Source organism: Agromyces cucurbitae, assembly GCF_058349945.1.
The window spans coordinates 1,152,646-1,166,242 of record NZ_JBYRES010000001.1 but is presented as its reverse complement, the minus strand read 5'-3'; the positions used below and the strand labels follow the sequence as shown (position 1 = coordinate 1,166,242).

Sequence of the window (13,597 nt, the reverse complement as noted above, 5' to 3'; positions counted from 1 at the left end):
GATTACCACCCGGCGGGTAGCGGGAACGAACCGTTCGGGGCTATTGGGATATGCGTCTCAGAATTTGGGCCTGGCTTCCCGGAGAGATTAATAGGCTGACCGTTTGAGTTGTAGAAACGAACATACCCATTCGGGTAACGGTCTGTGGCCTGCATGACACGCACCATATCGCCATTTCCAGTGGAACCTGGCTTTTGCCACACGGTGCCCTTCCCGTTATCAGCGACCCGCGAAACCCATGTCTCGTCCACACCGTTTGGCCGACTGGGAGGTGTCTGCCCGCCATTCGTTGATGTGTCGGACTTGGCGCGGATGTCACCGAGCATGCAGAGAACGTCGTTTGGTTCGCAGTCGGGCTTCGGAGGGGTGGCAGGGGTGCTCTGCTCGGCTGCTTCTGCAGCATCTTTGGTTTCCTCGTGCGGGAGTCCGGAGCCGGTGGAGCTTCCGCCGAGCGAGAGGACCATTCCCAGCCCGATCCCGCCCAGCCCCAGCCGCCCGAACAAGCGCCAACTGTTGGCCGCTTCGACGGCCAGCGCGGCCTGTCCCAGTCGCTGCTTCGCGATGGTGGTAGCGAGCGTGGTCAGGGGAATGGCGATCGTGCTCGCCGAGACCGGAGGCGTAACGGTCTGTGTCGACTTGCTCCCACCGCCGGCTGACTGTTTACGCTTTTCGGCGACCCATTTGCTTCCGGTCATTCCCTCTGGCCTCAACCCGGTCGGGTCAGAAAACGTCAGCGGGCTGTTGCTCGCGTAGGCATAGCCATTCCATTGCTGCACGTCATTTAGGTCGAGGATTGGGTCAACGCTGATGAATCCGCCAACTTCTTCGTCGAAGTACCTGGCTCCGAGGAGGGTTAGCCCACTTCCTGCGTCGCGGTTCTTGCCGAGGAATTGGATGTCGCCCGGGACGGTGCTTGCGCTGGAGGTGCCGCGAGTGCCGCCGAACGGGTCGGTGTACAGCCGCTTCACCGGGGTTCCGGTTGGGTTGCCGCCGTTCGGGACCGCTGCGAGTGGGGTGCCGTGGTGGTCGGTCACGAGTGAGGTGACCGCGTTCAGGCCGCGCCCGGTGCGGACCGCGATCGTCTTGCCACCGAACTGGTAGTACCGGGTGGCTTTCACGTCGCCGGCGGGGGTGATCAGCACTTCCTGCCCGCCTAGGTACACCGTGGTCCCGGTGGTGTCGGTACGGAGGAGCCGGTTCCCGTCGGCGTCGTACGCGTTCGTCGTGGCGCCGGTGGTGGAGAGTTCGCCCTCAACGTCCCACCCGTAGGTGGTCGCGGCGCCACTGGTCGGGGTCTTCGTGACACGGTTACCGGCGTCGTCGTACGCATACGTGTTACTCGTTGATCCGGTGGTCGAGGTGACGAGCTGATGGGGGCCGGCGTCGCCGGTGCCGTACGCGTTCGTCGTGACCGTGGTCGAGCCAGCTGTGGTGTGCGTGGTGAGGCTCGTGCGGTTGCCGAGGAGGTCGTATTTGTAGTCGTTCCAGTAGGGTGCTGCACCACCCATCGCCCCGGTCGAGGGCGCTTGGCCGCAGTTCGCGTCTCTCGCAGTCCATGCGGTCTGCAGGCGCGCGAGCTCGTCGTAGCTGAAGCACTGGTTGTCCCGGAAGGGGTCCGCCGCGAGGCCCGCGTTGGTGGGGACGTCCTTGATGCTGGTCACGTTGCCGGCCGCGTCGTACGCGTAGGTGACGTCGAGTTCGGTGCCGTCGATGCGTTCCCGGTCCAGGCGCACGTTCTGCAGGCGTTTCGTGCCGTTCTCGTACAGGTACGACACGACTCCGCCGTAGGTGTTCCCGAGGTCCATGAACACCGGCCTGCCGTCGTACGTGTACCCGGAGGAGGCGACGTAGACACCCCACCCGAATCCGCCGCCCATCCAGGACGGTTGCGACGTGTTCTTGTCGTACACGGTGTTCACGGTCTCCGCGGGCAGGACCGCGGTCGTGACCCCGGTCTTCGTGACTGCAGGATAGGTGACCTTCGCCGTCTGCCCGTCGACCGTGTATGTGTACTTCGTCGAGAACGTCTTCGACCCAAGGTTCGCGAACTGGGTCGTTGCGGGCAGCACAACACTGGTCTGGGTGGGCCGGTACGCGGCATCCCAACTATCGACTCGGTTGATGTAGTTCTGCCCGTCGATGACCCGGGTCGAGGACCCGAGGACCCCCTTCAGGCTGGTGTCGTACGTCCACGACGCACGCACCTGGCCGTCCGTGACCGCGGTGGCCTCGTCGGGCAGGTCACGGATGCTGGTGGTGCGGCCGAGCGCGTCGTACGTGTACCCGAGGAACCGGCCGTTGCCGTCCTTACGCTTCGTGACCCGGCCGAGGACGTCATAGGTCGTAGTCGTGGTGCCCGCGTCAGGGTCGACCGCCGTGGTCTGCCGTCCTTGCTTGTCGTACGTGTACGACCACGAGTTCTTCTCCGCCCCGCTGGTGGCGCCGGTGTCGGTCATCCCGGCGAGCAGGCCCGCCTGGTTGTACGTGTACGTGGTCGTCGTGCCCGTGAGCCCGAGGACCTCACCGATGGTGTCTTTGTCGGCTTGGGTATCGGGGTCGCGGTGGTACTGGGTCAGCGCAGTCGTGCGGCCCCGCCCGTCGACGGTGGTCGCGGTCGGCACCCCGCCCAGGGGTGGCACGATCAGGGTTGTCGCCCCGTCGTAGCCGGTTTGGGTGCTCCACTTCTTGTTGCCGGTGTTCGAGGTCGTCCCGATCCAGAAGGTCTTCGCCGTCTCGCGGCCGGCCTGGTCGTAGGTGAACGTGGTCGTCCCCGACGGGTCGGGATCCTTCGCGACCGGGGTCGCGGACGCACCACCAGTGGTCTGCCAGGGTTCGGTCTGCTCCACGATACGGCCGGTCGCATCGTAGATGGTGTGCGTGACGGCGCGGCCGCCGCTGCCGCCGCGGGCATCGGTCTGGGTTTGGAACGGGCGCAGCAACGCGTCGTACAGGACGGAGGAGGTATGCTGCTTCTTCCCGTCCACGGACAGGGTCTTCGTGACCACGGCGTTCAGCCCGTTCGACTTCACGGTGTACGAGTACGCGACCGAAGGAAGCGAGGTCAGTGTGGTCGGGTGCTGCGGGTACCGGACCGTGAGCAGCCGTCCCAAAGCGTCATATGTTGCGGTCGTGGTACGCCCGTTCGCGTCGGTCGTTGACGTCGGCACCGCGAGCAGCGGGTCGTAGACGGTCGTCGTGGCGTGCCCGAGCGGGTTCGTCACCTTCGTCTGGGTCAGCAGCCCGGCACCGGTCGGGGTGTACTCGGTCGTGGTGGCTTTCCCAGTCGGGTCGGTCACCGAAATGACCCGGCCGAGCGGGTCGTACCCGTACGTGGTGGGCTCGGTCACCCAGTCGAGTCCATCGACCGGGTCGACCGGCTGCGTCGTGGCGGGCAGGCCAGTCGCCCCGTACGTGGTCTTTGACCCGGTGACGACATCAGCAGAGGTCGGGGTTTCGGGGATCTCGCTGCACCGGTGGGCGTACGTCTTCTCCTCGGCGGGCAGCGCGACCAGGTGCGCGTCCTTCAGTGAGGTGTTCGACTCGTGCGCGTACGTGGTGCGGGTGCAGATGTTGTCGGCACCGTCGCCGACGGTACCGAAATCATCGACCTCGGCGGGTTGGCTGTACCCGTTGAATCGGGTCACCGTCTCCGCTTCGACCGCCGCCTTGCCGTCCTTGTCGTAGGTGTAGGCGTGGGTCTCCTCGCTGGCCACCCGGGTGGACACGAATCCAACCGAATCGGTCGCGGCCGTTGCGGACGTGTACACGGTCACGCTCTCGCTGACGGGCACGTCGCCGTTGTAGGTCACGGTCTTGAACGGTTGCCCGATGAATCGGGTGTCGTCGTCGACGACCTTGACTGCCCCGTCGGGCCCACCCTTGAGCGGAATCGGTTTCCCATCCGCGTCACGTTCCTTGACGACGCCGGTGTAGTAGGTGGTCGTGGTCTTCGAGTCCACGCTGACCGTGCCGTCCGCGGTCTTCGGCTCGCCGAGGGTGGTGGTCACGGTCCGTGCGCCGCGGAACTCGGAGTACGTCTTCTGCGCGGCGGGGATGAGCGGGCTGTCGGGCTTTGCCCAGACCGCGGGCCCGTACGTGTAGTTCGTGATCTTCGCGGACGACTCGGTCGCAAGCTCGGGGGTGCCGGGCTGGATCTGGGTGTGGCCTTCGGTAAGTGTCTTCACGACCCATTTGTGGAAGTACCCGGATCGGGCGGTCTGTTCCGGGCCCTGCCGCCAGTTCACCGGGAAACACAGCTGGTCATTCGTCGCCGGGTCGGCAGGGAGCGCCCCGTCCTTGCATCCGGTTTCGTACGCGACCGTGATTCGGCCGCCTGCCTCGGTGCGGACGGAGTAGACGCGGGGGCGGATGAACGGGTCGTACGCCTCGCCCGTCTTCTTCGCCCGGTTCGCGGTGTCGGTGTAGGAGAACTCGACCGCGGGAATCGTGGTGACATCCGTGGCACCGGCCAGTGCGTCGTGTTCGATCGAGCCGAGCTGGAGCATGATGCCCTTCGCGTTCTCCAGCCCGATTCCGGTGCCCTGCGGCACGAACCGTTGCTTCAGCGTCCAGGAGTCCACCGGCTCGAACCCCTGCCCAGCATCCGCGAACGTCGAGATGCCTGCCAGCCGGGTGCGGTTGAAGAATGTCGGCGCGTACGTCGTGCACGGCGCGGTCGCCGTGCAGATCAGGTCTTTCGGGGTGTCCGGCCAGAAGTTCGCGCCCGTTGACGTCTGTGTTGACAGGCACCACGAGTCCGGTTTCGCGAGGTCGGTGATGCACCGCGGCCGCTGATCGAACTCGACCTTCGCCGGTTTCGCCGTGCCGCCATCGCGGGTGCCGTACTCGATGCGCTCCAACCGGCCGCCGGCCGTGTACGACAGATTCGCCGTCCCGTAGAAGGGGCGGTACGTGTTCGTCTCTTCCTCGTAGAAGTACGACATCGTGTTGCCCTGCGGGTCGATCACCTTGTCGAGGTTCCACCGCCAGACCTGCGGCGAATGCGAGTCCGCGAACTCGGTATTGTGCCCCGCCTCATTCGGGTGGTTGCCGAACACCGGCACCTTCCACGCCGACTTCGACGCCGCGCTGGAGCCGAACAGGTACCGGGTGCCATCGACCGTGGTGACTTCCCACGACTCGCCCGGCTCGCCGACGGGTCCGACGTGCCGGATACGGGTGCCGTCGTCCCGGCGGGGATGCCACACCCCATCCGGGGCCTTCACGAGCTCGGACCCGGACCCGGCAAGCGAGAGGGTCGCGTTGTCCTTGCCCCAGCACAAGTCGGGCGCAGACAGGTCGATGTTGTTGGCCCCCGTAGTCTCGTCGTCGGAACAGCGGGTGTAGGTGCGTTCGATGAAGCTCGCCCCGAGGTCGAACCCCTCACCGACCGGGCCCGCTTGGTTGTTCGTCGACGGCACCCGCCCGTCAACGACGGCGGACGAGTACGACAACGCCAGTTCCGGGGCAGGGCCCGCGGCGGTCTTCGGCACCCGCATCGGGTATGACCAGGTGAACGCGCCCGTCGCCCCGGCCACACCCCATGTCGAGGACTGGGCCAGCCCCGTCGCGGACCAGTCGCCCAACGCGCCCGCGTACCCGGCGCTGAACGACATCGACCCGCCCGCCGAACCAGAAGCCCCCTCCGCGGCGAGCACCGACCCGCGGCCGGCACCCAACCCGGCATCTCCTGTCACCGCAGCGAGCGGTGCGACCAGCGTGTCATCAGGTGCCGCCGCTTCGGGCGCCGGTGTCTCCGTGGCCGGCGGTTCCGTGGAATCGGGGGCCTCGGTTGCCGTCGGCGGCTCGGTCGGAGCAGGCTCGGGTGCCGTCGGTGCAGGTTCGGTGCTCGAGTCTGCAGTCAGGGTGACGGGGACCTCGGCACTGATGGTGCCCGCCTCCGCGTCGACCGTGCTCTCGACCGGGACCGGCGTGCACCCCGCAGCGGTCTGGTCGACACATTCCGGAATCCACACCGCCTGCAACCGGGACTCCCAATCGCCACCCGCAACGCCCGCGAAGTCCCGGTACGACACCGTCAGCTCGACCGACTGCCCCGGCATCTGCACCGGTGACGCATCCGTCACCGTCAACACGACCCCAGCCGTGACGCCAGCATCGATCGTCGCGACGGGGTCGGCCACCGCGACCTCGACGAGGTCCGGGGCCTCGGTACCCCCGGACGGGGCGACCTCGATCTGCATGCCGTCCAGATCGACCGCGACCGGGTCGCCACCGGCCGCGGCGAGGTCGACGGGCTTCGACACGGCGTCGGGCAGGTCATTGGGCATCACCAACGGGTCCAACGGCTTCGCCGGTTCCTCCGCGGTCGGCGTGACCGTGCCCGCCGTCTCCGCGGCCGGAGGGGCGATCCCGTCAACCCCGGCCAGGTTCCCCGACCGGGACTCGTTGTTGATCCCGGTCGCTGCGAACGCAGCAACCGTCGGTGCGAAGTTCAACACCACCGTCTCACCCGCAAGTACCACCGCAAGACCGGCAGCAACCACCAGCGTCAGCCGGGAACGCCGCAGCAAGCCCCGCAGCAGCCCGCCGCGGATGTTCAGGTTCGATCCATTACTCATGCTCTTGCTCACTGGTCCTTCACCGTCGGGTCGACCGCGTTCAAACCGATCAGCCCGGTCCCGAAGTCCCCAGCCTCAGCGCCCTGACACAACCGGCGCACCTTCGCGTCATCCAGGACCTCGCCCGAGAACACCCGGACGTTGTCGATCACACCCTGGAACCAATCCGCCGACACCCGGTTATGCTGCGCCCGGCCGACCGTGAACACACCGCCCGTGTCATACGGCACCGCAACCCGGGCACCCTCGGCCACGACTGGTTCACCATCACCCGGCACATCCGGCGTGCCGATACTGCACACCCGCAACCGCACCGCCGGCGTGGTGCCCGCGTCGTACTCACCCACGAGGTGCACCCACTCACCCGGCTTCACCGGCACCTTCGACCGGACGTACGAACTCGATGATCCGGTCACGAGGAACTCCCAACACCCCGTCATCGGCGCGCCATCCGCATCCAGACAGACACTGTCGGTCGGTTGGTATCGCAACCGGAACGCGGACAGGTTCACCCCATCCTGAGCGAGGATCGCACCGTACTTGTTGTTCGTGACCATCGCCGGGTCCAGCTGTACGAACGCGGACACCACGAACGAGTTCTGCATGTCCACGACCGGGCCACCACTGACCGCCGCGTCGTCGACACCGTCGAACTTCAACGCCTTGTCCCCGTCACGCGACCCGAACAACTGATGCGGACCCGACACCCAGCTCGGAGCAGTCGCACCGGTGACGGTCAACGACCCAACATCATCCGGCCCCGTGTTCACCGTCGACCCGTCCAACGCCCACACCGCGTCCTCCTGCGGCGCCGCCACATCGAACGTGTACGTCGCCGGGTCGGACTTGCTTTGCGCACGGTCAACGGACTTCACCGTCAGCGTCGCCGCGCCTGTTGCGACCGGGGTGAAATCGATCGTTCCCGACTCGCCCATCCCCACCTCGACGAACCCGGTATCCGAACCCCCAGAGGCGGGCGGGCCGGTGATCGTCCACTCGAACTTCACCACGTCCGTGATCGTGTTCGGGCTGAAATTGAACTTGCCCATCATCCCGCTGCCGCCCCGCTCAACACCGGACGTGTACACCGCCTTGATCCCGGTGCTCGGGTTCTCCTCCGCGGTGATCTTCGGCGGCTTCGCAGGACGGACCGAGTCGATCGTGAACTCGCACCATCCACCCCATCCGGACCATAGCTTTCCGTCCGTCGCGGTGACGTGCCACGAATACGTGTCGTCTGCAAGCGCCGTGCCGACCGTGGCCTCCTTCGGCTGGTTGTCCGTCACCCCGGCCAAGGTCGCGCTTTGCCACGCCACATTCGACGTGCCCGTCTCAACCACTGCGAACACCGGCTGAATCGTGTCGCCCGGGTCCGGGTCACTCATCACGGCTGACAACTTCGGCGTCGTGTCATTGATGAACGGACGATCCGCCGCCCCCGTCGCGCACACTTCGGCCGGCGAGGCGATCTTCATGCCCGTCGGCTTGTCCGGGGGCCGGTTGTACTCGACCGAGATCTCCGCGTCGAACCCGAACCGCTTCCACGACGTCATCGTCGAGTCGTCCCGTGGCTTCAACCCCATCGTGACCGTCGACCAATCGTTCTCCGCGTACCGGCGCAACGCCTCCGTCGCATCCCACGTCCGATACCCACGGTTCAAACACGTCGCATTATGCGCCTCAGTCCGCGACGAGATGTACGCCGACCAGTCCCCGATCGTGGACCACGTCGTCGACGTCGACACCGAGTTCGTCAACACGAGATCCGTCGTCGTCGCCGTGCAGCTTGCCGAATGAATCCCGTTCACCGTGAAGCCCGCCTCGACGACGTTCGCACGATCCAGGTTCCGGATCGTGGACCACCCCGTGAACTCCCACGACAACCGCTGCCGGAACACCGTGTTGCACGTGTCCACATCCGTGCAATACCCGGTCCCCTCACCCCCCGACGTATTCCACTTGTACAACGTGCCCGTGTACCCGCCTGTGCGGACCGCGACCCACTCCGCCGGCCCATGCCCGCTGAACGCCGGATCCACGTAAACCGGCCACACCGTGCCCGGGCTCGACAACATGCCCGCGTCCGGCGTCACCACCAGGCTCGTGCCCTCGACCCGAGTCGGCATCGCCGTAATCACATCCCCCATCTGCGGCGACACCGACCGATCCCCGGCGCTGACCTCCGTCACCGTGTCCGCAAGGTCCAGGTCACCACCCGCGGAATCCCACATGATCGGCGGCGCCGACACGAACTGCGGATCACCCGCCGCATCCACCACCGACACCGCACCGTCCGGCTCCGCCCGCAACTCGAGCCCGTCCGACAAACCGGTCCGAAACACAAGATCCCCGACCGAACCCGGGCCATCCGCGCCACGCTGCGCATCAACCAGCCCCATAAACCTCGCCGCCGCGGCAGGATCCGCAAGCTCGACCACAGGCGCGAACCCTGTCCCGTCCACCGCGATCGAGACCACCAGACGGACCCCGTCCGCCAACTCATACACCGCCTGCGAACCGTCCACCGTCGCCTCCGGCAACGCCGACGGGAACCACACATCCAAACGGTCACCCTCGCGCGTGATCGACCCCAACGGATCCCCCGCACCCGCCGCACCACCAGCATTCAACTCCATCGGGAACACCGGCGCCGCAACCTCAAGCACCCCGGCATCGGGAGCAGACTCCGACGCGTCAGGCCGAGGTGACGACTCCTGCGAAACCGCGGCCGTGACCATCGACACCGGCGCCAGCATCGGCGCCAACCCGGCAGCAGCATCGAGACCGGACTCGACATCAACCCCAGGCGCCGCATCCTCCGCAACAATGCTCGTGTCCAACCCGGTCCACTCACCATCGACCAGTACCCGCGACGGCACCGCCGAAATCACCGACCGCAAGTTTCCATTCGGCATCGCATACGTCGACTCCCACGGCGACCGCGCCGACAGCACCTCGACCTCGACACCGCACTCCACCGCCGCTGAACCAGCAACCTCGGCCTTCTCAGCAACCGGCTCCGAACAATCAAACCCAGCGGCCCGCTCGCCAGCATCATGCGCACCGAGTACGACCGCAACCGAGGTCGTTGCAATCACAGCGAGGGCAACGCCGCCCGCGACGACGAACTTGCCGCGGCCAGCCGAAAGACGGCGCACAACACCCACGATGAACCTCCGAGAGACATCAACGACGGCAACGCGAAAGGACGCGCAGCCGGACATGCAACTCAGAAACCCCGTTGTTCGAGCACGAGCGCGAGCGCTATCGTAAGCATCCCTTCAACAACCGGCTGACCAAAACGTCGATACCGAGATGGAAATGAGATAAGTTCCTCCGGAACAATCGAATGCGCGTCGGACGTCTACGACGTCCCGCGGCAACGAGCGTCGTGTACGACGATTCCGTCGTGAGTGGGTCGACATTGCGCCGCCTCTGGATCCCGATTCGCGGAGACATCCCAACAGGGGGGTACGACAGGGCTCAGACCCAGAGACCGATAGCCGGAAGGCGCGATGTGACAGTCCGCCCGCGAGTCTGCGGCAGGTCGGTGCCATCCGCGATCCGGAGTGCGGCTTCGAACGCGGCGCGAGCGCACACTCGGTCCGCTTTCTGGGTAGCTGAAACTGGTTCTCCAGTGCCGAATGGACGGTCACCGACTATCTGGTAGCGATCGCGGTACGCGGCGACGGTCGCCATGCAACGCCACCACCGCGACCCGGCGATGCTGGTTGGCGGAGTGCCGAACGCACGCACCCATCCCTCCCCCGATGTGACCGCGTGCTTGGCCAGTGCCGTTGCTCGTGCCTCGATGAGATCGGCGCGCTCCCTTAGAGCAAGTTGCGACGAGGCATCCATTGGACCAGCCGCGACCGACAACAGTCCAGCGACCAAGCGTGGCGTGTGCGCTGCACGTCCGGCCGCGGCATCCTGCATCAGGGCACGCGCGACCCGTGCACGCAGGACTGCCGCGATATTGGCCGCCTCGTCAAACCCGCGCTCGCCAGCCACCCTTCTCAGCAACAGGGCGACGTCCGCGCCATGTGCCTCCGCCCGCCGAAGTTCCGCCCCGAGCGGGCCGAACGCATCCGAAGCGACGACGGTGTCCGCCTGCTCGACAGTGAGCTCACTGCTGCGTACGAGTGCGACCCATCGGTCGTGTTGGGCGGCGGCGGCGATGGTCTCGTATTCCGCGGCGAGCTGCGCGATCGAACCCCACGTCTCCTGCTCGGCCGTGATCATCTCGTGCGCGGAGCGTTCGGCCCCGACGTGCTGGAGCACGCCGGCGAGCACCGACTCGGCGGTGGCGTCGGCGTCGTCTCTGGGTCGGATGCCGGTGTGTGCGACATCCGGCCGGGCGAGGGCAACATAGGCGGTGTTCGCTTCGCGGCCGCGGGTCATCGCGACGTAGAAGTTCTCCCGGGTCATGCCACGGGCGACGACCACGTGCGCGGTATCGGTTGTCAGGCCCTGGGCGCGGTGGGCGGTCACGGCGTACCCGAGCTCGACGTGCTCGGTCACATACTCGGCGGGCAGCAGGGTGCTGCTCCCCCACCGGTGCCCGTGCCTGCGGACCTCGAGCGCACCGTGTCGGTGCACGGCCAGTACAGTCCATCGGTCGCCGTTGCGCACCCATCCACGGCCGGCACGCAACCGCCGGTCGTTGCAGCGGGTGATGATCGTGTCCCCCACCCCGGCACGGGTGCCGTCGTGCAGGGCGACCTCGTGCAGGGCGTCGACGCGGCCGTCGAGGATCGCGTCGGTGCGTGCCCGTTCGTTCAACGCCGCGACCGTCTCGTTCGAGTCGCTGATCAGCACACTCACCCGGCCGGCCCGGGCGTCCGCGCGCCAGCCCTCGTAGGCGGCATCCGCCATCACCTCGCTCTCGCCCTCGTGTACGCGGTCGTGTGCGAGGTACCTGTCGATGGCTGCCACGTCGCCACGCCGCAGCCCCAATGATGCGGACTTCTCCCAGTCGTTGACGAAGCGGTGCACGTCGACGAGTTCAGGTGCGTCGGGGCGGTCGTGCACGAGCATGGCGAACGCGGCACCCGCGTCCACGGATTGCAGCTGCGCGTAGTCGCCAACGAGCAGGACCTTCGCGCCCGCCTGCGCGGCGAGGCTGCTGACACGGTCGAGCGCGAGCGTGCCCGCAAGTGATGCCTCATCCACGATCACGAGCTGGCCCGCCCGGAATGCGTCGCCGTGGACGAGGTGGTTCTGCCACCACTTCGCGAGGTTCTCCGTCGCGATGCCGAGATCTATGGCAAGCACGTGCGCGGCCGCCGCCGACGGGGCGAGCCCAATCACGGACCCGCGACCGTACTCGGTCTCCCAGGCGCGGCGGAGGGAGCCCATCACCGTGGACTTGCCGGCACCGGCCGGGCCGACGAGCACATCGACGAGGCGACCCGATTCAACGATCGCATGCAGCGCGTCGGTCTGGTCTGCTCCGAGCCTGGCGCCACCTGGCAGTCGTCGACGGGCAGCCTCGCGCAGGGTCGCCGCCGCGATCGTCGGGCCGGTCGTGGTCGCCGCCCGTTCGCGGAGGCGTGCTTCGGCGTCGAGCAGCGCCTGAGACGTGTAGACCGTCGAGTGCTTCGGACGAAACACGCTGGTACCGTCATCACGTTGGAACACGGCCGGGCTCGTTGCGAGCTCCGGCGGCGTGATCCGCAACGACGCCCGCTCGGCCGCGTCGACGATCAGCCCGATGACGGCTTCGCGGTCGTCTGCGGTGGCAAAGCGGTACTGCATCGTCTGGCGTGCAGCCTCGGCCGCGAGGTTCCAGTGCCGCCAGGTTGCACGCTTCTCACTCACCGCATGCAACACCCATGCGCCGAGCGATGCAATGACATCGAGCGGCACATCGTCGGCGTGCAGCAGCCGCGGTGCAACGTCGGCGGATGCGATGCGCGCCCATGCCGTTGCATCCTGCCCGAGCACCGCGGTTGCACGCTCACGCCAACCGTGCGTGAGCTCAGCCAGGGAACGCACCTGCTTCTCCGGCCGCGTCGACAACGTCGCCTGCGCGCGAAGCTTCATGATCGTCGCCCGGCCCGGGCGATGGCCGTGCGCTTCGACGTACTCGGCGATGAGGCGATCGGTCGCTGCGTCGATGTGGTGCGAACGCGTCGAGAACTCAGCGACCAGCTGTTCGGGCACTGATGAGATCGACCACGCTGGGTTGCGGTCCCGGCCGCGGCCGCGCTGCTCCCACTCGACCCTGAGCGCACGCGTGAGTGCATCCTGGAACAGCGTCTCGTGCAGCTCCGACAACGCAACAACAGCGGCGTGCAACGGACGCCCATCGAGCGAACGCCACCTGCCATCAAGCACCGTCTGCACTTTGTTGCTCACCACCATGTGCGTGTGCAAGTGCGGGTCGCCTGCACGGCTGTCGAAATGATCGAACGCCGTCGCAATCAACCCCGTGACGTCGACCTGCGCGACCGCGCCGTCACCGGCCGCGACGCCGGTGCGGGTTGCGGCGACCTCGCGCTCCATGAACGCCACCACCTGCTCGACCGCCTCGTGATGCGCCCGCACGATGATCTCCTGCGTGGCCGCATCCGCTACTCCCCAGAGCACGCTCGCCGACTTCGGCACCGAGAACGTGAAATCGAACCCCGCCACCGCACGCTTGCCGCTCCCGTCGTAATGCGGGAACGAGCGCCCAAGCGGATCACCGGTGACCGGGTCCCGGCCGAGCCCGATCAGGAGCTGAAGCTGCTCCTCGGTGACCTCATCGCCTACCAGGAGCAGGCCACCGGCGAGGCTTCGAACGCCGGCACCCATCCATCTCCCCGGCGGGGTGCCCTTCGCCTCGTAGTACCGCGTCAACGGCATCGCAAGCGACCGGTCACCGTCATTGGCAACGACCGTGCGAAGCAGATACCGGTACCCGTCGCCCGCGCTCATCACCCGCATCGACACCGTCACCCGCACCACCCCCGATCACGCCGACAAGGTGCGCGCCCTCGAACTGCAAGAGGCGTGGCGAGTCGGCTCGCCAG

Annotated in this window: 3 protein-coding genes; all 3 read right to left on the bottom strand. The window is 67.0% G+C overall.

Annotation, left to right across the window (positions count from 1 at the left end; translation table 11 throughout):
• Positions 1–2: 2 nt before the first annotated feature.
• The 3 genes from AC3RJ6_RS05340 to mobF all read right to left on the bottom strand — a co-directional run bounded on the left by AC3RJ6_RS05340 (position 3) and on the right by mobF (position 13,511).
• Positions 3–6,593: an RHS repeat-associated core domain-containing protein gene (locus AC3RJ6_RS05340; protein ID WP_491425849.1), complete on the bottom strand. Its 6,591-nt coding sequence runs from the start codon at positions 6,591–6,593 to the stop codon at positions 3–5.
• Positions 6,590–9,748: a LamG-like jellyroll fold domain-containing protein gene (locus tag AC3RJ6_RS05335; protein ID WP_491425848.1), complete on the bottom strand. Its 3,159-nt coding sequence runs from the start codon at positions 9,746–9,748 to the stop codon at positions 6,590–6,592. The genes AC3RJ6_RS05340 and AC3RJ6_RS05335 overlap by 4 nt, the downstream gene beginning before the upstream one ends.
• 316 nt (positions 9,749–10,064) lie before the next feature.
• Positions 10,065–13,511, bottom strand: a complete 3,447-nt coding sequence (mobF, locus tag AC3RJ6_RS05330) for a MobF family relaxase (protein ID WP_491426234.1) — start codon at positions 13,509–13,511, stop codon at positions 10,065–10,067.
• Positions 13,512–13,597: the final 86 nt, after the last annotated feature.